Source organism: Hippea sp. KM1 (assembly GCF_000526195.1).
In the GTDB taxonomy this organism is placed as follows: Bacteria; Campylobacterota_A; Desulfurellia; order Desulfurellales; family Hippeaceae; genus Hippea.
On sequence record NZ_JAFP01000001.1, the window covers coordinates 761511 to 781927 of the forward strand.

20 protein-coding genes and 1 tRNA gene are annotated in these 20417 nt (G+C 39.5%); 9 read left to right on the forward strand and 12 right to left on the reverse strand.

Going from position 1 to position 20417, the window contains the following annotated elements:
• Nucleotides 1-77 precede the first annotated feature (77 nt).
• Both D891_RS0103885 and D891_RS0103890 read left to right on the forward strand, forming a co-directional pair.
• Nucleotides 78-914: an MqnA/MqnD/SBP family protein gene (locus D891_RS0103885; protein WP_025209721.1), complete on the forward strand. Its 837-nt coding sequence runs from the start codon at nt 78-80 to the stop codon at nt 912-914.
• The gene (locus D891_RS0103890; RefSeq protein ID WP_025209722.1) at nt 907-2082 is read left to right on the forward strand and encodes an NAD(P)/FAD-dependent oxidoreductase; all 1176 of its coding nucleotides are present in this window, start codon (nt 907-909) and stop codon (nt 2080-2082) included. The genes D891_RS0103885 and D891_RS0103890 overlap by 8 nt, the downstream gene beginning before the upstream one ends.
• On the opposite strand, the gene bioB is transcribed toward D891_RS0103890, so the two are convergent.
• Entirely contained in the window at nt 2071-3030 is a 960-nt protein-coding gene (gene bioB / locus D891_RS0103895; protein WP_025209723.1) for a biotin synthase BioB, read from the reverse strand. The two genes, D891_RS0103890 and bioB, sit on opposite strands and share 12 nt — an antisense overlap.
• A gap of 80 nt (nt 3031-3110) precedes the next feature.
• The gene (locus D891_RS09455; protein ID WP_025209724.1) at nt 3111-4247 is read right to left on the reverse strand and encodes a putative CRISPR-associated protein; all 1137 of its coding nucleotides are present in this window, start codon (nt 4245-4247) and stop codon (nt 3111-3113) included.
• 317 nt (nt 4248-4564) lie between these two features.
• Here D891_RS09455 and D891_RS0103905 point away from each other — a divergent pair, with 317 nt between their 5' ends.
• The 3 genes from D891_RS0103905 to D891_RS0103915 all read left to right on the forward strand — a co-directional run bounded on the left by D891_RS0103905 (nt 4565) and on the right by D891_RS0103915 (nt 6522).
• The gene (locus D891_RS0103905; protein WP_025209725.1) at nt 4565-4828 is read left to right on the forward strand and encodes an AbrB/MazE/SpoVT family DNA-binding domain-containing protein; all 264 of its coding nucleotides are present in this window, start codon (nt 4565-4567) and stop codon (nt 4826-4828) included.
• The gene (locus tag D891_RS0103910) at nt 4815-5207 is read left to right on the forward strand and encodes a PIN domain-containing protein (protein ID WP_025209726.1); all 393 of its coding nucleotides are present in this window, start codon (nt 4815-4817) and stop codon (nt 5205-5207) included. The genes D891_RS0103905 and D891_RS0103910 overlap by 14 nt, the downstream gene beginning before the upstream one ends.
• Nucleotides 5208-5364: 157 nt before the next feature.
• Entirely contained in the window at nt 5365-6522 is a 1158-nt protein-coding gene (locus D891_RS0103915) for an ATP-binding protein (protein WP_084042310.1), read from the forward strand.
• 405 nt (nt 6523-6927) lie between these two features.
• Here D891_RS0103915 and D891_RS0103920 read toward each other — a convergent pair whose 3' ends face one another.
• The 10 genes from D891_RS0103920 to D891_RS0103965 all read right to left on the reverse strand — a co-directional run bounded on the left by D891_RS0103920 (nt 6928) and on the right by D891_RS0103965 (nt 18536).
• Nucleotides 6928-8589 (reverse strand): IS1634 family transposase, encoded by a 1662-nt coding sequence (locus D891_RS0103920; protein ID WP_025209728.1) that lies wholly within the window; start codon nt 8587-8589, stop codon nt 6928-6930.
• Nucleotides 8590-9751: 1162 nt separating this feature from the next.
• Nucleotides 9752-11206 carry an SAVED domain-containing protein gene (locus tag D891_RS0103925; RefSeq protein WP_025209729.1) on the reverse strand — a complete coding sequence of 485 codons (1455 nt, stop codon included), beginning with the start codon at nt 11204-11206 and terminating at the stop codon, nt 9752-9754.
• A complete protein-coding gene (locus tag D891_RS0103930; protein ID WP_025209730.1) occupies nt 11203-12045 on the reverse strand; it encodes a hypothetical protein in 843 nt (280 codons plus the stop codon). The genes D891_RS0103925 and D891_RS0103930 overlap by 4 nt, the downstream gene beginning before the upstream one ends.
• Nucleotides 12042-12665: an RNA polymerase sigma factor gene (locus D891_RS0103935; protein WP_025209731.1), complete on the reverse strand. Its 624-nt coding sequence runs from the start codon at nt 12663-12665 to the stop codon at nt 12042-12044. The genes D891_RS0103930 and D891_RS0103935 overlap by 4 nt, the downstream gene beginning before the upstream one ends.
• Nucleotides 12666-13008: 343 nt before the next feature.
• Nucleotides 13009-13140, reverse strand: a complete 132-nt coding sequence (locus tag D891_RS10030; RefSeq protein ID WP_269563643.1) for a hypothetical protein — start codon at nt 13138-13140, stop codon at nt 13009-13011.
• Nucleotides 13141-13202: 62 nt separating this feature from the next.
• The gene (locus D891_RS09460) at nt 13203-15584 is read right to left on the reverse strand and encodes an HD domain-containing phosphohydrolase (RefSeq protein ID WP_198014781.1); all 2382 of its coding nucleotides are present in this window, start codon (nt 15582-15584) and stop codon (nt 13203-13205) included.
• 58 nt (nt 15585-15642) lie between these two features.
• Nucleotides 15643-15906, reverse strand: coding sequence for a DUF1844 domain-containing protein (locus D891_RS0103950; protein ID WP_025209733.1), 264 nt, complete (start codon nt 15904-15906; stop codon nt 15643-15645).
• Nucleotides 15903-16787 carry a DMT family transporter gene (locus D891_RS0103955; RefSeq protein ID WP_025209734.1) on the reverse strand — a complete coding sequence of 295 codons (885 nt, stop codon included), beginning with the start codon at nt 16785-16787 and terminating at the stop codon, nt 15903-15905. Before D891_RS0103955 ends, D891_RS0103950 begins: the two co-directional genes overlap by 4 nt.
• The gene (locus tag D891_RS0103960) at nt 16784-17659 is read right to left on the reverse strand and encodes a DMT family transporter (RefSeq protein ID WP_051453555.1); all 876 of its coding nucleotides are present in this window, start codon (nt 17657-17659) and stop codon (nt 16784-16786) included. Before D891_RS0103960 ends, D891_RS0103955 begins: the two co-directional genes overlap by 4 nt.
• Nucleotides 17652-18536, reverse strand: a complete 885-nt coding sequence (locus tag D891_RS0103965) for a DMT family transporter (RefSeq protein ID WP_025209736.1) — start codon at nt 18534-18536, stop codon at nt 17652-17654. Before D891_RS0103965 ends, D891_RS0103960 begins: the two co-directional genes overlap by 8 nt.
• A 68-nt stretch (nt 18537-18604) precedes the next feature.
• On the opposite strand from D891_RS0103965, the gene D891_RS0103970 reads away from it, so the two are divergent.
• From D891_RS0103970 to D891_RS0103985, 4 genes are all read left to right on the forward strand, one after another.
• Nucleotides 18605-19264, forward strand: coding sequence for a GntR family transcriptional regulator (locus D891_RS0103970; RefSeq protein ID WP_025209737.1), 660 nt, complete (start codon nt 18605-18607; stop codon nt 19262-19264).
• Nucleotides 19265-19337: 73 nt separating this feature from the next.
• Nucleotides 19338-19414: transfer RNA gene (locus tag D891_RS0103975), tRNA-Arg, on the forward strand.
• A gap of 237 nt (nt 19415-19651) precedes the next feature.
• Nucleotides 19652-19900: a type II toxin-antitoxin system CcdA family antitoxin gene (locus D891_RS0103980; protein WP_025209738.1), complete on the forward strand. Its 249-nt coding sequence runs from the start codon at nt 19652-19654 to the stop codon at nt 19898-19900.
• Nucleotides 19888-20280, forward strand: a complete 393-nt coding sequence (locus D891_RS0103985; RefSeq protein ID WP_025209739.1) for a type II toxin-antitoxin system VapC family toxin — start codon at nt 19888-19890, stop codon at nt 20278-20280. Before D891_RS0103980 ends, D891_RS0103985 begins: the two co-directional genes overlap by 13 nt.
• The last annotated feature ends 137 nt before the right edge of the window (nt 20281-20417 follow it).

Sequence of the window (20417 nt, forward strand, 5' to 3'; positions counted from 1 at the left end):
CCTTTGTCAAATTGTTTGGACAGTTTTGTTTATTTTCGTATAATGGGGGCAGAAATTTGAATCTGAGGGGTGAAGTAATGGAGAAGAAGTTGTTGACGCTTGGCCACAGTCCTGACCCGGACGACGCTTTTATGTTTTATGGTTTGAATATAGAAAACGGGGTGGATACAAACGGTTTTGAGTTTGAGCAAATTCTAAAGGATATACAAACATTAAACGAGATGGCCATTGATGAAAAGCTGGATATAACGGCCATATCCTTGGCTGCCTATCCGACAATCTCCGATAAATACGCCATCCTTTCAAGTGGTGCAAGTATGGGCTATAAATACGGCCCGCTTGTTGTTGCAAAAGAGCAGTTTGACCTGGATGAGCTTAAAAAGAAGCTTATCGCTATCCCCGGCAGGCTAACCAGCGCCTATCTTGAATTGAGGCTGCTTTTGGGTAAGGATATAGCCGTTGAGGTTATGCCATTTGATAAGATATTCGATGCTGTGGTTAGGGGCGATGTGGATGCAGGATTGATTATCCATGAAGGCCAGCTGACATATTCCAATTACGATTTGAAAAAGATTATCGATTTGGGCGAGTGGTGGTTTGATAAAACCCATCTGCCCTTACCCTTGGGGGTTAACGCTATCCATAGAAAGCACGGAGAGGATATGAAGAAGATCTCCCAAATCCTTAAAAACAGTATTCTATTTTCCTTGAACAACAGGGATGAGGCTGTTGAATATGCATTGAACTTCGCAAGGGGGATGGATAAGGGCTTGGCGGATAGATTTGTCGGTATGTATGTAAACGACCTTACGGTTGATATGGGTGAGGACGGTCTTAAGGCTTGCAGGCTTTTGCTCAGTGAGGCCTACGACAAAGGCTTGATTGATAGGCTGCCAGAAATAGACCTTGTTTAGAAGAATCTTTGATGTTGCTATAGTGGGCGCAGGCGCTTGCGGTCTTGCTTGCGCCCTAAACCTCAAAACAGACAATATAATCATTTTCGATAAAAAGTCGGGCGCTAAGAAGCTCTCGATTACGGGGAATAACAGGTGCAATATAACAAACACGCTTCCGTTTGACGAATTTCTATCCTCGTATGGCAGGAATGGTAAATTTTTAAGGGATGTGTTTGGGTGCTGTTTTAGGGATGAGCTGATTGTGTGGCTTAATGGGCTTGGGGTTTTCACAAAACAGGAAGAGGGCAGGGTTTATCTTGATGGTATAACATCGAGGGAGCTTGCAGGGATATTGGTTAACAGGTTGGCTAAAAATGTTGTTTTTAAGAGATTTGAGCCTGTTGAGTTATTAAAGAAGACAGATGGAATATTCAGGATAACAACCAATAGAGGCAGCTATTATTCTAAATTTGTGGTTCTATCGTGCGGCGGAAAGAGCTTTCCTCATACAGGTTCTGACGGTTCGTGTTTTAGGCTTGCCCAATCTTTAGGGCATGATATTGTTCCTCCTAAACCATATGAGACGCCGTTTTGCTGTAAGGGTTATGGGCATTTGAAGGGCATATCTTTCAAGGATAGACAGCTCAGGCTGAATATTGGCAAAAAGAGGTTTAAGGTCAGGGGCGATTTTATCTTTACCCACTTTGGCCTTAGCGGGCCTGCTATTTTTGAATTATCCGCTCACGATTTTGATGAAGGGGAGCTTGGAATATCGTTCATAGATGGGGATAGGCATAGATTGAAGGAAAGGATACATCTTTTTAAGGGCAAGCTGGTGAACTTTTTGGATGGTTTTTTGCCTAAAAGGATTGCGCAGATGGCGCCGTTTTCAAACAAACGGTGTTCGGATTTAAAAAAGGAGGAACTTGAGGAGGTTTTGGATTTTCTATTTGATTTTAGGGTAAAGGTTAAAAAGTGTGGTTTTAATAGGGCTTTCCTGACATCCGGTGGTGTAAACCTTAAACATGTTGACCCCAAAACCCTGAAGTCTAAGATTGTTGATGGGGTGTTCTTTTGCGGTGAGGTTTTGGATATTCAAGGCCCCATAGGCGGCTTTAACCTGCAATTTGCCTTCTCCAGTGGCCTTTTTGTTGCCCGCATCTTGAATAGGCTCTTATTGCAATAGTTGCATGTTTAGCTCTTTTAAGTCCTTTAGATCCGATGTAATATCAAAGCCCTTTGTTGTAAGATAATTCCCAACCATTAGGCCAGAGGCACCGCATAGTAATACCCTTCTTTTTGTTTTTGGGCTGAATACGGTGTTTCTGCCGCCACAGACCCTTATCTGCTTATCCGCAAGCAAGAACCTATAAACGGCTATAATCCTTAAGGCTTCTTCTTCCTTTAAGATTGGCATGTTCTCAAGTGGAGTCCCTTTGATGGGTGTTAAGAAGTTCAGTGGTATTGAATGAACTTTGAGTTTCTTTAGTGTTAAGGCAAGCTCGATTCTATCCTTCCAGCCTTCTCCCACCCCAAATATGCCTCCACTGCATACATAAAAGCCCAACTGCATAGCGGTTTTTACCGTTTCTATATCTTCTTTGTATTTGTGCGTTGTGCAGATGTTCCTAAAGAAGCCTTCCGAGACCTCTAAATTGCGGTGAAAACCATTAAGGGAAGCTTTTTTGAGCCTTAAAAGGTCGTCTTTGTTTAGGATTCCGACTGAGGCGTCGCCGATTAAGCCTGATTTTTCTATTATTTTTAGGCTGCTTTCTATCTTTAGCAGGTCGCTTTTTGTTGGGCTTTTTCCGCTTATTACTATTGATAATCTCTTTACGCCGTTTGATTTTAGCTTTTTGGCCTGCTGTTCTATTCCTTTAATGTCTATAAACGGATACTCCTTGATGTTTGTTTTGTAATGTGCCGATTGGGCGCAGAATTTGCAATCTTCTGGGCATAAGCCACTTTTGGCGTTGATTATTGAGCAGAACTCGATCTTGTTGCCGAAGAAATTTTCCTTTATTTTGAGTGCGGCCTTGCATAGCTCATCTATGGGGCAGCTTATTAGAAAATCTATCTCACTGCGGCTTAATGGGGCTTTCTTTATTGCCTTATTTACCAAATTGTTAAGCATCTAAAACTTCATAATTAACAATTAACCGGGATTTTACAAAAAATCTGCAGGGGTTGCAATGTTTTGCTGCTCAGTAAGGATTATATCCCGTATTTGTCGTTTAGGATGTTTGCCGCCAACGAGAGCAGGTCGATGTCTTTTTCTTCTAATATAATTGCAAATCTTGCCCCGAAATCTTCATTCTTGTAGCGGTAAGTTCCAATGAGAAGGTGGCTTTCTTTTTCTTGAACAACAAAGAACTTTATGCCCTTTCTTATCGATTTTTGCTTGTTGTAATGTGTGTCTTTGCATGTTATTATCCATCTGTTTTCTGCCCAAACCTTATCAACAAACTCCTTAAAACCCCTTGGATAGTGGTGTTGGCTTAAAGAGGGCGCCTTTCTCTTGCTTTCAGGCAAATCTTTTAATGTTTTCTTCTCTTTTAAAGACAGATAGAATGTTTCAAGGTATAGCGTCCCCATTGCGTTTAATTCATACAGCGATTCGCCGTTTTCTTCTATCGAGTCTAAGAATATAAGGATTTTTTCTCTATCGTAGCTTTCTATTTCTTCAATCTCTTTAGAATCGAGTGTTTCGCCTTTGTTTAGTTTGTGGAATAGATGGGAATAATTCCCTATCAAGGTGTAATCCAACGAAACGGGCATTGGAGGGAAGTCTATTATCTCTCCAAAGCTTTCGTGTTTGTAAAATACCGGTATTCCCAGGGATTGTCCGAACAGAACCGCCAATGCAATCTGTGCCTTATACCCCCCTGTCGCATCAATCGCTATATTTTTTGAACCGTAAAGGCGTGTTATGTTTCCTATTTTCCTTATTAGGTTCCTTAATCCGTGTTTTTTAAAATCCTTTGGGTTGTTGGGCTTGAGTTTCTCTATTTTTTCGACCTTGACATTGATTTTTCTTTTGCTGAAGTATTTTTTAAGTATATTGCCTGTTTTTTCACCTTCTTTTGTGTCCGATACAAGGAAAACGATATTCTCGATGTCCAACCACTTTTTCTTTTGTGCTTCTTCTATTGTATTTATTTCAGCGCCGCAGATTCTCTCTGTTGGATTTAGGCTCAGCAATAGGTCGGTTAGTTTCTCGTAATTTTCCGATTGGTAAGCCTTATAGATTTCTGCTTTGGTTTCTGTGTTGTTTTCCGATTTCTTTAGTCCTTCGATATTTGTTATAAGGCTTGTGCCGACGGTGCAGATAAGCGTGTTTCTTTTGTTCATTTAACTTTCCTCTTTTTGAATGCATTTTATGCAATCCCCGTTTGTTGGGTCAAGTTTTTATAAGCAGTTGCTCACAAAAAGTGTTGGATTTTAAATTTAGTCGTTAGTCATTGGCTCTTGGTTTCTTGTGTAAGCGCCGATTTTAAATTTAGCAATTAGCCGCTGGTCGTTGGCTATCGTTCTCAAGTAATCCAAAATTCATAATCCAAAATTCAAAATCTATAAAGCTTTCCTATGGTTTTGGTGGTCTAAACCTTTTGACTTATGCATACAAAGGTTATACAATTTAGTATAACTTTAGCAAAAGGGAGGTTTTCATGCTTGCAAAGGTGTTTAATAAAGGGCAGGTGGTGATACCTGCAAGATTGAGAAGGAAATACAAAATAAACATAGGCGATAAGGTGAATATAATCGAGGAAGATGATGGTATAAAGATAGTTCCTGTTGAATCCTTTGATAATGTGGCGGAAGAACTTGCTGGTGTTTTTAGCGACTATGCAGACAGAGAGATTGATAAAAAAGGTATAAACGAAGCCACAGAGGAATATCTGGTGGAGTCTGTAAAAGATGAGGTATATTGATACGAATGTAATATTGAGATTTCTCACTGATAAAAATCCAAATAAAAGGCTTGTTGATTTATTTGCAAGGATAGAAAGGGGCGAAGAAGAGGTCAGATGCATTGATATGGTGTTTTTTCAGGTGGTTTTTGTGTTGAAGAGTTTTTACAAAATAGAAAAGGGCAAGATAATTGATGTAATGAGAAAGTTGCTCTGTTTTAAGGGATTAAAAATGAAAGACAAACAAACAATAGAAAGAACCCTTGATCTTTGGGAGAAACACCAGGATGATATTGTTGACTGCTACATAGTGGCCAGAATGGAGGAAGAAGGGGCAAGTGAAATTTATAGTTTTGATAGAAAAATAGAAAGGTTGGGAGTGAGAAGGATAGATCCGTGAGTTTTTTGGCAAACAATTACCAATAAGCAATTACCAATAAAAGTTCTACTATAGAACTAAATACTTAGCTTTTCGTTCTGATATAGAACTTTTTTATTGACTTTTTGTAAAAATGGTTTTAGTATAGAACCATAATTTTTTGTGGTGCGGGAAAATGATGGATAAAGTTATCGAACAGTTTGAACTAACTTTAGAAAGGCTAAAGACCTATCTTCCAGAGAAGAAACGCCCGTTTTATAAGAGCATTCAAATAGACGAGATTAGGGGAGCGCTTGTTTACGGTTTAAGGGGTGTAGGCAAAACGACTTTTTTAATTGATAAAATCACAAGCTCTAAGAAAAACTTTTTATATTTTAGCGCCGATCATCCATTAATCTCATCACTGCCGCTTTACGACATTGTGAGTGCGATTTTTAAAAAAGGATATGACGGTGTAGTTATTGACGAAATTCACCATGCAAACAAATGGAGCGAGCATGTAAAGGCTATTTATGATGACTATCCCAATAAAACAGTCTGGATTAGTGATAGCAGTAATTTGATATTGAAGAAATCTGTGGCAGACCTATCCAGAAGATTTGTGCAATTCCGCATACCCCTTATGTCTTTCAGGGAATATATTTTTCTTACACAGGATATACTTATCGATCCAACAGATCCATTTGATATGGATAGGAGTGTGCTTATAAAGCTAAAAGACATGAACATCTTAAAACTGTTTGCCGATTACATTAACGGTGGCATTAGGCCTATTTTTACAGAGGGTGAGTATTGTTCCAGATTGAAAGGGCTTTTAGAGAAGTCCATCTACTACGATATACCGTTCTATGTTTCATCCATACAGGATAATCATTTAAGGGTAATGAGCGCAATTATAGGACACCTGATAAACGCACCCATTCCAACGATAAGTGTTTCTAATATGTGTAATGAATGGGATTTAGGGAAAGAGAAGCTTTACAGTCTGCTCTATGTTATGGAGCGCTCCGAACTGATAAATATCGTCAGAAAACCGGGTAAATTTACTTATACAAAGGGAGCGAAGATCTTTCTTTCGGACCCTTCTATATACAGCTGTTTTAAAGGCAATTTGGGGAGCGCAAGAGAGGCATTTGTGGTTATGTGTTTAAAAGAGAAATACGAAGTTTTTGCATGTAAGTATGAGAAAGAGTGCGATTTTGTTGTGAATGGTATAAAGATAGAAGTTGGCGGCAGAAGCAAAAAAAGTAAAGATGCGGATTTTGTGGTCAGTGATGAGATTGATTTTCCTGTGAGAAACAAAATCCCTCTTTGGATGTTGGGTCTGCTGTATTAATGATGCTGTGAAATTTTGATTGGTAATCGGCTCTTGGTTTCTTGTGTAAGCGTCGATTTTGAATTTAGCAATTAGCCGCCAGTCGTTGGCTATCCTCCTCAAGTAATCCAAAATTCATAATTCATAATCCAAAATTTGAAGAAATTTTCCCTTCAAAAGCGGGAGCGACATAAGAATTTTGAATTCTAAATTATAGATTTTAGATTGGTCGTTTGTGCAAGGATAAAACTAATTTAACCGTAAATCCAAAATCCAAAATTTATAATCCAAAATTTAAAGAAATTTTCCCTTCAAAAGCGGGAGCGACATAAGAATTTTGAATTCTAAATTATAGATTTTAGATTGGTCGTTTGTACAAGATAAAACTAATTTAACCGTAAATTCAAAATCCAAAATTTATAACCCTCATTCCGCACCTCTCCCTCCATTTATACCATAAAACCCCATATAAGTTCCACCCAACAGCTCCAGTATTAGCCTATGCTTATCTTCCAACCCAACAATTTGTTCTTGGTTGTTTAGAATAAGTAGGTGTATGGCAAAGAAGTTCTCAAACACCCACCTTGCTGTTGGGTTCTGAATGGGTTTCCCAAGCTGATTGGGAAAGGTCTTGTTTTTATTCTTAAGCTCACTTCTTATTCTGTATTCCAAGGCAGCATATACAAGTAAGGATATAGTCATTATCATAAGCATTGCTTCAATGCGTTTTGGATTTTTCAAAAACATGGCATCACTTAGAAACTCCGGTGATTTTAGAAACCTAAAGCCCCTTTCTATCCTCTGTTGTGATTTGTACTCATCAAGCAGTTCTTTTTCTGATAGTTTCATGTCATTGGTTGCAAGGATAAAAAGACCACTCTTTTGGTTCTGCTTCTGTTCTATGTACCCTTTGTTTGGTTTGGTATCTATAACCCAGTAGTATTCATAGTAATCCGGTTTGGCATCCGATTTTGGTCTTCCTTTTGTCTTGTATTTGGGCTTTGATATGAGTTTAGCTTCTGTTATGGTTAGGCACTCTAACTTACTTGTTTTTTCTTTAAGTACCTCTTTTGCGTCAGCTTCGCAGAAAAATCTTCTCCTCTGCAGTTTCTCAATGAGTTTCATTTCCTGTTTTTCTTTTTCTTGATACTCTCTCTTTATCGTTTTATCCATTTTTGATTTAGCATAGCTGCTTTTATACAGAACCCATTTCTGTCTCATTCCCTCATAATCTACTATATATGGGATAGCTTGATAGTTCTCATCAAGCTGGATAAATTCCCCTTCATTGTGGTTTCTGAGTATCTCTTTTGCCTTCTTTAGTTTAGATGGAACCCTTGAGATAAAAAGCATACCGTTCTTTTTAAACTCCTCCATTGTTTTAGAGCTAAAGAGAGCAGCATCGGCTATTACCTTTGTTTTTGTATCGTTTGCACTTCTTAAAGAGTTGATATGCTCCTTTACTATATTGGCAAATGTCTCTGCATCTATTTGATTGCCATCTGCTGGTTTCATCCACACAGGAATGCCTGCTTTGTGTTCCACTATTAGGTTAAGCACCACCTGGTTGAGCTCTGGGTGGTGGTCTCTGCTGTAACCCTGGGTGATAAAGACTGGGGTTGGTTCATAGTCTTTTTCTTCTCTTCCCTTCATCTTTTGGTTAGGATATTTGCCATCAAGATGAAAGCTTGTGCTGTCTAAGTGTATGGTTGACGGTTTAAGGTTCAGTATCTTAACTGCTTTGGCTGCTATTTTCTCATATAGCTCACTTACACCGTATTCAAAGAGTTTATCTAATGTTCTGCCCAGTGCATCATCGTTGAACCACGAAGAATCAACATCCCTTCCGAATAACCTCTTTAGCGGTTTATCCTTGAAAAAGAGTGGTGTTAGATAGAGCTGTTTGTTGACATAACCAAGACCGTTAAGGATCATTGCCTTTGTTGCTTCACCGTAGCTTGGGTTCTTTGATTTACTTGATGATGGTATTGCTTCATCTATGGTTTCTTTAATCTTCAGTTCATCTATCATACCGGCTATCAGTCCTAAGTGATCCATGTTCTTGATAACTGCCTTTTGCTGTGTCATTTGAATACCCCCTCTTTTTAGGGGTAGGTGAAAGCATTTTCTGTTCCATTTGTTTTACAACCCTTTTCATTATTTTTCGCTCTGTGCGTTTACTGTGCATTTGGGTTTGGTTAAAATGGAGGTTTGGGTGCGGAAGGGGGGATATAATCCAAAATTTAAAGAAATTTTCCCTTCAAAAGCGGGAGCAACTAAAAATTTTGAATTCTAAATTGTAGATTTTAGATTGGTCGTTTGTGCAAGGATAAAACTAATTTAACCGTAAATCCAAAATCCAAAATTTATAATCCAAAATTTAAAGAAATTTTCCCTTCAAAAGCGGGAGTAGTGCAACTGATTACCATTCTTGGGGTTCTTGAGTTAATTTTGTTTTGTCGTAATTCCCTTCAGAAGCGGGAGTAGTGCAACCTTGTCAGGAAATGGCTTAGAGAGGCAAAAGAGACAATCCCGGGTGTGAAGTCGTAATTCCCTTCAGAAGCGGGAGTAGTGCAACCTGTTGGTAAAGCCATACACAAGGTTTACAAAGGCGTAAAACATGGTCGTAATTCCCTTCAGAAGCGGGAGTAGTGCAACTTCCTTATATCTTGATTAGGTTAAAGGAGGTAAAAATGAGAGTCGTAATTCCCTTCAGAAGCGGGAGTAGTGCAACAAAATATAAAAGGAGGATAAGAAATGGTTAAACTAGTCGTAATTCCCTTCAGAAGCGGGAGTAGTGCAACGGCTGCACGGATGAGAATGAATGATGAGGACTCAGAGTCGTAATTCCCTTCAGAAGCGGGAGTAGTGCAACAGGACTTCCAAGAAGCCTATTTGAATAAGGATAAGACTTTATAGTCATATTGTCAACTTTTTGTAAAGCCTTATAAAAACAGCCTTTCCCGCTGTATGAGAAAAAGCCATCATTTTATTGTAAAAGACCACTTTTTGACAGGCTTTTTAACAATATAAAAAACCTGCCTATTTGCGCTTATTCCCATCTTTATGCCATTTATGTTAGAAAGTCAAGGAAAAAATAATGAAAACCAAGCTATACAAAAATTTTTGTTAAACAATAAAACATGTCAAAGATATTGCACACTATCAATTTGCTATTTACCCCTATCTTTACCTTGCAAGCTTGCTCAATATCGGCACAAACGCTTCGATGGGTTTTGGTCAGGTTAGACTAAACCTTCAGACTGGCTAAGTTAAAGACCTTGAAGTAAGAAGTCTCTAAAGGTTCGAAATTGTAAACCTCGATATCGTCGAAGGTTTCAACAGCAACACCCAATCCGAACGCCAACAGGACAGGGCAGGCGAAAAACATTAACCTCTTTTTAGTTGTTATTTCCTTTAGCTTGTTGTAATGCGAGTAGATCTCATTTACATAGATAGCCCAGTCGCTTTCCTCTAAATTGCCCCTATCTTTGGCCTCGCACGATGCCAGGATGTAATTTTCAAAGTTATTTTTCAAGAATTTTCTTATGTCGCCCTTTGGATTGTGTGATGCAGCGTAAATGGAAATGGCAAGGATGTCGGTTTCCTGGGTATCTGTGTCCTTTTCGCATTCTATATGTTCTGGGTTTTTATTAGGCGATTTCAAGAGTCTTAAGTTCCTTTTGGAGAAGTCTAAAACGACTTTGAACTCTCCTGATGTGTAATGGTAAACAACAAAAGGTTCTTTACAGCCAACCATTGCCCCAAGGCCAAAGGCGAATGTAGCAGGCCCAAGCAGGCATAAATGCAATATGCAGGTTTTGTCCTTTAGTTTTTCTTTTAGATGCACGATTTTTCCATAAGCCGTTCGTAATATGCCTTCCCAGTCTCTATTGGGTAAGAATTTACCATCTATATAAAAGGTGAAATCGTCGTCTTTTAAATCGTATAGCCGTTTGGCAAGCTCAAAATCCGTGTTTTGTGCGATTTGATAGAGGTTTGTCAAAGCCGCCTGTTTTGGTGTTGTATCCTTTTTCGATTGCTTTAAGGCAATGCTAAAGGGGATATTTATTGTGTCTGAGTTTAAGAGTATATCGAGCTCTTTTAGGTTTTTTATGATTTCTGGATGGATGAGCTTTTTTGGGTAAGCGGCTTTTATTTTTTCTTTTAAAAAATCCACCTCTATTACCTTGCCCTCAAAATTTAAATCCCCCGTGAATGCGTAATCTTTTAGTTTTTCGTCATTTTTACAAATAAGCGCTGAAGATAAGGCAAGTAAGAAGGATTTTCCTGTAAAATCGCCGTAGAATCCGACAAAAAAGTGTTTTCCCGTTAATTTTTCGACCACTTTAAGCTCATTTTCAATGCCCTTTTTGAATGAGAGGGTCAAATTTTTTAGCTCTATGACGAATAGTTTTATCAATTCTTGTTTATCGTTGTTGTTTGGGCTTACAGCAGGAAAGAACGCCTCTTTAATGTCGTTATTCAACAGTTCCTCTGCAGCTTGAGAGTCCATGCCTAAAGCCTCTGCCAAATCTTTAGGGTTTATTTGGTGCCTGTGTTCCCTTAAGAAAATCACTATCTTGCTTTTTAGTGTGTGTGGTGTGTTGTCATCCGATAGGGTGTTTAGTAGAAGTCTTTTGTGGTATTCATCAAGCGGCTGAGTGGTTGTTGAAATGTATTTTTCTATTAAGCTTTGATTCATAAGGGTTCTATTTTTAGGATCTCTAACAGGGTTTGGGGGTGTTCTAATGTTGATTTTAGGATTAATTTTTTGGGCAGGAAGCCCTCAAATACAACTGCGTCTTTTGCATAGACCCTTGAAAGTGTCCCTGCATACTTCTCGTTGAAATAGATAACGAAGTTGTCATTCTCTTTTGTTATGTCGCCGTATTCTGAAACTATCAAGGCGTCAAATGATGCAGCGGCAAGCCTTTGGTTTAGGGTTTTTTCTAACCCCTCTATGTATTGGCTTAAATTAACGGTGGCCTCTTCTGCAATCTCTGGCTCATATCCCAGATCGGGCATGAGGAATAGGCTTCGCTTTCGTTCGTTTTCTTTGAAGAGTTCTTGATACGACCCGCTTCCTTTGATATACGAAAGCCCCGTTCTTTCTTTGGGCAGCCTATCTCCTTCGTTTATAAACCTCTGCATTATCCTTACATCATCTTCGCTTACCTGGTCTATTTTTATGGATCTGTCTAATACATCTTCTTCCACATATCTGATCAGGCTTTCGATAACCCATCTATGCTCCTTGCCGTCGACTATCAAGTCCTTATCCGAGGCAAGCTCCCAATAGGGTGAGGCTATAAAGACCTCATAGGGGCATTCTTCTGTGTCCGATATGACAAAATAGAGGCTTTCAAATTGATACACATCCCCGACCATTGCCTCTTCCGATTCTTTGGATTTACCCTCTATTAGAGCCTGCGCTTTTTTTAAGTGTTGTATGTTGTTTTTGTTGATTTCTGTGTCTATGTTTTTTTGTCTGAATTCTAAGTCTTTTAGGTATTGCTCATATACGAATTTTAGCCATCTCATCCTCTTCCCTCATAAAGATTAACGAATTCTGAGCATATTTCCGACAAAAAGAAACTCTTTATTGCCGCATCGACTATGTCTATAGAAAACCTTTCTTTTTCAATAAACTCCTTTATTCTTTTGTGAGCCCTGCTTTTTGCCTTCTCAAACGAGGCAGCCGTTCTGTTTTCTGAGCCTTTTTGCAGAAGCTCCAGGCATAGGGCCTCTTTTTCTGTCTTTGTTAGCTCCTTTTTGCAGAGTTTTGCAAATTCTTCAGCTTCTATGCTGATTAATTCGTTCTTGGGGTGGGGCTTCTGTGTGTTTTCAAACTTCAATCTGTTTTTTATGAGCGTTTTTTTCCTTAATTGGTCTATTAGGTGGTTTTTTGCTATTGATTTTATATAGGCTTCGATTCTTGCCCTGTTGTTTATGGCCTTTATGATTGTCTGCCTCTTTTTGATTATGGTCATTACCGTTTCATTTACCAGATCGTCTATATCCATAACATCTGCAAATGGACTGTCTTTTAGGTCTCTGATTGCGCAGGCTGCCTGGGTTTTTATTGTTTTTATAAGCATCTCTTCCTCGTTGGGTTTTAATGCTTCCCCTGTTAAATACCTTTTTAGTATCTCTTCCACCACTTCTTTTTCCTCAACAGCTTATCTCTGATGTTTTCCATATAAACGCATGAGCAGATACCGCAGAATGTCATCATCTCATGTAAGTCTTCCTCTTTTATGGTAAAGACCCTTCTTGATTTTTTGCCCTTTTTCTTATGGAGTGCTAAAACCTTTGATGTGCCGTTCCAATCAAAATACTTAGGACACGATTTGTAATTGCAGTATTCTATATCAAAAAGCAGATTGCCGCCCCACTGGGATGTCGTTAAGAATATAACCTTGTAATTCTCGCCGATCTTATCCAGGATTATGGCTGGCCTGTGCTTTCTGGCCGGTGCATTGTTTTTCCTCTGGTATCCCAGATTCAGGTTGTATCTCTCATAGAGCTTTTTACATCGGCAAGCCAGATGGTGTTGATGTATGAATTCTCCTCAGCCTTTCTCTTTTCCTCTTCGATTATCTGGAATTTGATTTGGTTGAGGGTTGACCATTCCATAGGCTAAATTTATCAAAAAATCCAGAAAATTCAACAATCTGTTGTTTTGCTAATGTGTGTGATTACAGATTCTCCTCTATCAGGTATATCAACTCCTCCGCCGTTGAACCATCCTTCGGGTATTCGACGCAGTAAATCTTGAAGTCTATGTATTCGGTTATGCATTCGTTGTTTTTAGATGTAAATTTACACTTATTGTTTGGCGCCAACCTCTCCTTGATTGCGTTTTTTAGCTTTTCTTTTGAAAAACGGTCCATGCAGTCTATTTTTTGGTTTTCCTTCAGGCTGCATGCCACATAGAATACATCGGCATATGCCCTTGAGGAGATGCATTTGTCTTTGGATAGTGTCTTTATAACCTCAGCCGTCTCTGTTATGAGTGTATTGCCTGCTTCTGTGGAGAATAGATAGTTGATTTTGCTTATGCCCTTGATGTTTATGCCGATTATTACAAACGGCTCATTCTTGGATATAAACTCCCTGATCTTGTTTATAAATGCCGTTATATATAGCAGACCCGTCATGTAATCGGTTTTGAAGATCTCCGAACGGATGTTGTCGATCTGCTCAGACATAAACTCAGCAATGGTTTTGTGTTTGGTTTTGAACGACTCTATTAAAACATCCTCAACCTTCTCTAACAACTCCTGATCGATCTTTTCTTTTTTCAGGATCTCTATCGCCTCGTGGGGGCTGAATGCCTTTCTGTATGGTCTTGTTGTGGTTAGTGCATCGAATATGTCCGCTATAGCCAATATGCGAGCCTCAATGCATAGCTCTTTGCAGGTTAAGCCATCCGGATAACCACTGCCGTCGCATTTTTCGTGGTGGTGCTTCACGGGTTCTGCAAGATCCTTGAAGTGTTCAAGGCGTTTTAGTATTTCATAGGAGAGCAGGGAGTGGTATTTTATGATGTTGTATTCGTTTTGGGTGAGCCTCCCGGGTTTTAGGAGTATGTTGTCGGGTATGCCGATTTTGCCTATATCGTGAAGGAGGCCCGCTTTGTATATCTTCTCCTGCATCTTCTCATCAAGGCCTATGGCTTTTGCTATCCTTTTTGCATAATATGCAACCCTCTGGGAATGCCCCTTTGTGTATATGTCTCTTGCCTCTAAAACGCTAACAAACGAAACCAGGAATCCCTTTTCGTATTCCTTAAACCGCTTGATGGCCTTGTTGAGGTTTTTCGTAACCCATCTTAACTGTTTTATCTTAAGTTTGGACTCATCGAGGTATTCGGATCTATTTAGGGCCTGTTCGAAGCTTTTGAATACATGGGAGATCTTTCTCTCAACAAAGTTGGACAACAGCACATAGGCGAGCCCTAAAAGACCCAGCGTAAAGAGCATTATGCCTGCTATTGTCCTTTTGATTGAGTTAAATTCCTCAAGCGCCTCCTGTCTTTTTGCCGCCAGTGTAAAGTTCATATCGCTTATATAAATTCCTGTGCCTATGAGCCAATTCCACTCCTTAAAGAGCTTTATATAGCTAATTTTCATAACCTTTTTGTCTGTCTGGGGGAGTTTGTAGTAATACTTAACAAAGGAGTATCCCTTGTTCATTATGTCGTTTAGGTATTTTTTCCTGTAAAAGAAGCCAACATAATCCGATTTGTTTAGATTCAGGCATTTGTTAACATTGTTCGGCATATTTGGATTTACAAGCTCAATGCCGAAGCAGTCGTTGGATGGTTCTTTGGATAGCTCTATTACAAATATGTATCCGTGGTTGTGTTTTCCGTATCTATATAACGATAGCTGCCTGACCCATTTCTGTTTTAGTTGGTATATGACAGGCTCAAGCTCATACCTTCCTATTATCAACCAGTGCATGGGTCTGAATTTTACAAAACAGGTTAAACCGTCCCTGCCCAGATCCTGTTTCGATAAAAAGTTCCAGTTGTATGGCCACTTTTGCCTGTACATGCCGAAGTCCTTGTCTTTTGAGGCCTCGATGAGTTTTAAGAAGGGCTTTTTATTATCCGTTGATGTCAGCTTTGTCAATTTTACATTTAGCGGTTTGTTATAAAAGGGGTTAAAGACCATCCTGCCGCTTTTGTCTATTACATAGAAACTAATGTTGTTGCTTTTGAAGGTCGCCTCTGATAGGTAAAAGAAGGCCAATTTCTCAAAAGCGCCCTTGTCGTTGCGGTATAGCTGATAAAGATAGTTGAAAGCCCTATTTACATTGTTTGCTAAGATGGTCTTTTTGTTTTCTATTGTGCCCTTTTCGTCCTCCTTTATCTGCTTTATGAGGTTTTCTATTGTGTATTTTGAATAGTTTTCGGCGTTTGTTATGTAAATCTCCCTTATGGTTTTTAGGTTTTTGTTATAGGATTTCTCGGCATACCTATACCAGTATGCGCCTATGGTTATGATCAGCACAAACGCTATGAATAAGGGTATACCAAGAAGCAGCGATACCATCGAAAAATTGTGTTTCATCATCTCCGAATGGTTAAGTTATCCCTTTTTAGGTTATAGTCAATGCTTTTTATAAGCTTTACTTTTTGCTATTTTTTGTTTTCTCTAAATACTTAATTTTTAAATCGTAAAGCACCTCATCCAATAGGTCCTTCTCTTCCTTTGTCAGGTTGCCCCTCGTTTTTTCCTCTATCATATTAAGCATATCGATGGTGTATTTGGCCTGTTTTAGGTCAACTGCTTTCTTCTTTGTGAACGGGTCTTCTATTACCCCAAGATAGCTATAGGCCGCCTCGGCCATCGATACTATCAGGTGCACAAAACTGGCCTTTTCCTCTGTCATTTCTCCCCCTTTTTGCTGTTTTTTAAGGCAACGGCTATACTAACCAAAACCACAGCCATGCCCGTAAGTTTTAAAAAACCCACTGTCTGACCAAAAAAGATATAGGCCAGGATAGATGCGCCGATTGGCTCCCCCAGCGTGGATATGGCCACGGCGTTTGCCTTTAGGTGTTTTAGTGCCCAATTAAACGATGTATGCCCCAAAAGCTGCGGTATTAAGGCCAAAAGCAGCATATAAAAATAGGATATAGGCCTGTATCCTGTAAATCGTTCTCCGCTCAATATGGCAAATATCAGGGTGAATATAGCCGAAAAACCATAGACCAGTGTGATGTATTGGAATGTATTGATGTTTTTTCTCAAAAAAGAGCCTGCCAGGAAATATACAGCCACAGCAATGGCGCCTATGGTTGCAAATAGATCCCCAAGCAGGGATGTCTTATCCAGCTTGCCCATAGCAAAGCCGCTGTCTGAGAAGGCTATAATGGCGCTGCCTGCCACAGCCCCGACAGTTGCCAGAACGGTTTTTGCATCCTGCTTTTCTTTAAAAATAAAGAAGGATATGAGCAAAACAAAGATGGGGCTTGTGGATACTAAGGTGACGGAACTTGCTATGGATGTAAGCTTTATGGATGCTATCCAGCTTATGAAGTGTATGCTTAGAAACAGTCCGCTGATCGAGGCGATAAACAGTTCCGATTTTGTTTTTGGGAGTATCTTTGCCGATTTTGCAAACGATAAGCCAAGCAGGATGAGGGAGGATATGCCAAGCCTGTATGCGCTCATTATGACGCTTGGCACATCGCTTGTTAGTTTTATTATGACGCTGGCTAAAGAAACCGAGAGTATGCCCACAAGCAGAACCAAATAAACCCTCATCATCTTTTTATCACCAGAGGCCCTAATTCACTGATAAACAGCCCTATAAACATGATGAAAGCGCCTGCATACGCTTTGGCTGTTAATACCTCATTGCCAAGCAGATAGCCGAATATGGCCGCAAACACCGGCTCCATAATGAATATTATAGCCGTTTTTGTGGGTGTTGTGTATTTTTGGGCTGTATTTTGAACGACGAATGCATACACCGTTGCAAATACAGCCGTTATGAGGAAGGAAAATATTAAATACCCGGATATTTTGTGCGGTATGATGTAAGGCTCTCTTAAGACTGATACGACGGTTGACAGCACGGCAAGCACGGCGATCTCTATTACCGTTAATAGATATGTATCGTTTCTCCGTGAGTATTTATCGGTCAGAACAATCTGTATGGCAACAAAAATAGCGCAGATAATTGCCAGTATATCGCCAAACGAGGGTGTGAAGTTGTTAAACGACATCATGGCCATTCCAACAAAGGCCAAAACGGCACCGATTTGGGAGTATATGGTTGGTATCTTTCTGATGATGATGGCCGATAGAATAGGTGTAAAAATCACATTAAGACCCGTTAGGAAGCCAACAATGGTGGCCTTTGAATACTCAAGCGCCACCGTTTGGAATGCATAGGCCAAAAACAGCACCACGCCCAATATGATGCCGTCTCTTAGTGTTTTTTTGTTTAGTAATTTGAGTTTTCTGTGGAATATGAGAACCAGAAGCAGGGTGGATATCCAGAACCTTATAGATAGAAAGGCAAATGTCGGCATGATCTCGATGGATCTTTTGACGACAATGAATGTGCTCCCCCAGAAGATCGTAACCGATAGAAGCAATAGGTCTGCAATGTATTCTTTGGGTATCTTAAACATCGCTGCTCCTTTTTAGGTGATAGGCGTTTGCAAGGAATACACCGATGATTATCAGCGCCCCACCAATGAGTTGGTTTTCTGTTAGTGTTATGCCTAAAGCTATATAGCTTAGGGCTATTGTAATTAGAGGCTCTATCGAAGAAAAAACGCTTGTCAAGGCTGAACCTATGTTTTCGATTGCCATAAATAAAAACATTATGGCCATGAATGTGGGTATGAGACCAAGCAGTGCACCTATAAAGAGCCTGTTTGCATTTAATTGTGGCAGGCCTGTGAATAGGTTTATAACAAAAAAGCTTAAGAAGGCGAACACAATCGTATAGAAGCTGAAGGTTATGGCGTTTTCGTCCCTAACAAAGAACTCTATGCTTATGAGGTAGAAGCTGTAGATAGACATGGCCAATACGGAGAATAGAATGCCCAAGAGGTTTAGCTTGCTGTAAAAGGCCTCTTGGAATATAAAACCGAAGCCAGACAGTATAACGGCTATGTAGAATAGCTTGAATAGGTTGAGTTTGTCTTTAAAGAAGAAGTGGGAGAGTATGGAGACGGCTGCCGGGTATAGGTATAGAACAAGCTCAACGACATTGGGTGATGTGTATTTTACACCACTAAAGAAGCTGAACGCCTGGGCTGTATAAAGGATGCTGCCGGTAAAGAAGGCCTTTTTCAGTGTGCTTTTTTCGGCTTTTAATAGATTTCTTTTGAATATGAAGAAAAAGCCACCCATTAACAACACGGCAAAGCCAAACCTTAAAAGCAGCATGTTTAGTGTGGACAGACCGCTATTGTAGCCAATTTTTACAAGCACCACCAGGCTTGCAAATGAAGCTGCCGATAGAACAGAAAAAAGACTCCCTTTTAGAATTTTTTCCATAAAACCACTTCCATAATAGTCTAAGTTCTGATATACTAAATATCAAAATACATTACAAGGGTAAAAAAATGTCAATTAACACAAAGTCTTTGAGAGAACAGGTTTATGAGTATTTGAAGGAGCAGATCAAGTCGGGTGCACTCAAAAGGGGCGATTTTTTGGATCTTAACGCCATAAGCAGAAGCCTGGGTATAAGCAAGACCCCGCTGAGGGATGCCCTTTTGAAGCTTGAAAGCGATGGGTTTGTTGAGATTAAACCCAGGAAGGGGGTGAGGGTTTCCCCTTTGACGCTTGAGGACATCAGGAAGTGTTATCAGACCATTGGAACGCTGGAATTTGGTATAGCGGTCGATGTGGGCAGGTATTTGGATAAGGAAGATTTGGTTAGGATGAAGAGGTTGAACAAGGATATGAGGCTTGCCCTGGATAGGAAGAGCTTTGAGGATTATTACAGTCTGAATGTGGAGTTTCATAATATTTATCTGAATCTGTCTGATAACAACGAGATGTTGAGGATGATCTCCATTATAAGACAGAGATTGTATGATTTTCCGCCAAAGGATGAGTATTTGCCAGCATGGGAGTATAAATCGTTGAAGGAGCATGACATATTGATTGAGCTTTTTGAAAAGGGCGATTATGTTGCGGCGGGGTTGTTCTTGAAGAATGTCCATTGGTCGTTTGAGGTTCAGAAGAAATACATATTGCAGTATTACTCCTTAACCTAAGGAGGGGGGTAATTTTGAGCTTGACAAAAATGGCTAAATGTTATAAAAATCGTTGCCGTTTGCGGCTGGGCTTGCCCCGATAGCTCAGTAGGATAGAGCACAGGATTCCTAATCCTGGTGCCGCAGGTTCGAATCCTGCTCGGGGCACCATTTAAAGCCTGTAATGAAGCCAATCTTGAGAGTGACCTCAAGATTGGCTTTTTTAGTTTCTCTCAATTAGTCCGCAAAAAATAGAACTGATAGCCTCTTAGACTCAGATAAAACATAACCATCAGATAAACGGAATATGCGTATTTTTTAGAATCAACTGCTCAGTTGCAGAGCACTGCTTTGATTCTTATTTGACAAACCTATCTTTTGGTATTACCCTTAAGTTGGAGGTGTGCAATGCCTGTTGTTAAAAAAACCGTGTCCATACCAGAGGATTTATACAAAGAGAGCAAAGAATTCTCCAACAACTTCAGCAAAATTATAAGCGAGGCTTTGGATGAATACATAAAGAGGAGAAAGAAAGAGAGGCTCTTAAGTCTCGCTGGAGTTTTGAATAATGGAGAAGATGGTAAAGAATTTGTCGATAAAATAAGAAACGAAGACTTGAAACTTGAGAAAGAAAAGGAAGCAAATTGGGATACATAATAGACACCGATGTCTGTATTGATTTTCTAAATGGCAGAGATTTTGCTGTAAGGCTTTTTGAAGATATACTCAAAAGCGACAAGTGCTATATTAGTATCCTAACCCACTTTGAACTACTCAAAGGAGCCCAGAATAGAAAGCAGGAAGAGATAATTCAAGAGTTTGTAAGTCTGATAGATGTAATAAACCTTGATGAACTCATAATAAAAACCGGTGCTAAGTTTTATAGAAACTACAGAAAGAAGGGTATAACGCTATCGACTGTTGACTGCCTCATAATGGCCACGGCAAAGGAAAAGAATCTAAAAATCATAACTCGAAATGTAAGGCACTATCCAGAAAAAGAGCTTTTGTCTGAGTTTTCTTTGGGGTTGGTTTAAATGATCTTGAGATACCATCGAACAACTCCTGTATAAATAGAACGCAGAAAGAATAAAAAAGCCAACCGCAAAAACTTGAGAAGCAACAGCATAAATGGTATAAGTTTAAAAAATAGAGAGGGGTTAATAAATCCGAT

Bases quoted from the DNA above. Each gene is read 5' to 3' on its own strand.
- D891_RS0103885 (WP_025209721.1), top strand. From the start codon at position 78: ATGGAGAAGAAGTTGTTGACGCTTGGCCACAGTCCTGACCCGGACGAC.
- bioB (WP_025209723.1), bottom strand. From the start codon at position 3,030: ATGCTTAACAATTTGGTAAATAAGGCAATAAAGAAAGCCCCATTAAGC.
- D891_RS09455 (WP_025209724.1), bottom strand. From the start codon at position 4,247: ATGAACAAAAGAAACACGCTTATCTGCACCGTCGGCACAAGCCTTATA.
- D891_RS0103905 (WP_025209725.1), top strand. From the start codon at position 4,565: ATGCTTGCAAAGGTGTTTAATAAAGGGCAGGTGGTGATACCTGCAAGA.
- D891_RS0103910 (WP_025209726.1), top strand. From the start codon at position 4,815: ATGAGGTATATTGATACGAATGTAATATTGAGATTTCTCACTGATAAA.
- D891_RS0103915 (WP_084042310.1), top strand. From the start codon at position 5,365: ATGGATAAAGTTATCGAACAGTTTGAACTAACTTTAGAAAGGCTAAAG.
- D891_RS0103920 (WP_025209728.1), bottom strand. From the start codon at position 8,589: ATGACACAGCAAAAGGCAGTTATCAAGAACATGGATCACTTAGGACTG.
- D891_RS0103925 (WP_025209729.1), bottom strand. From the start codon at position 11,206: ATGAATCAAAGCTTAATAGAAAAATACATTTCAACAACCACTCAGCCG.
- D891_RS0103930 (WP_025209730.1), bottom strand. From the start codon at position 12,045: ATGAGATGGCTAAAATTCGTATATGAGCAATACCTAAAAGACTTAGAA.
- D891_RS10030 (WP_269563643.1), bottom strand. From the start codon at position 13,140: ATGGAATGGTCAACCCTCAACCAAATCAAATTCCAGATAATCGAAGAG.
- D891_RS09460 (WP_198014781.1), bottom strand. From the start codon at position 15,584: ATGAAACACAATTTTTCGATGGTATCGCTGCTTCTTGGTATACCCTTA.
- D891_RS0103950 (WP_025209733.1), bottom strand. From the start codon at position 15,906: ATGACAGAGGAAAAGGCCAGTTTTGTGCACCTGATAGTATCGATGGCC.
- D891_RS0103955 (WP_025209734.1), bottom strand. From the start codon at position 16,787: ATGATGAGGGTTTATTTGGTTCTGCTTGTGGGCATACTCTCGGTTTCT.
- D891_RS0103960 (WP_051453555.1), bottom strand. From the start codon at position 17,659: ATGTTTAAGATACCCAAAGAATACATTGCAGACCTATTGCTTCTATCG.
- D891_RS0103965 (WP_025209736.1), bottom strand. From the start codon at position 18,536: ATGGAAAAAATTCTAAAAGGGAGTCTTTTTTCTGTTCTATCGGCAGCT.
- D891_RS0103970 (WP_025209737.1), top strand. From the start codon at position 18,605: ATGTCAATTAACACAAAGTCTTTGAGAGAACAGGTTTATGAGTATTTG.
- D891_RS0103980 (WP_025209738.1), top strand. From the start codon at position 19,652: ATGCCTGTTGTTAAAAAAACCGTGTCCATACCAGAGGATTTATACAAA.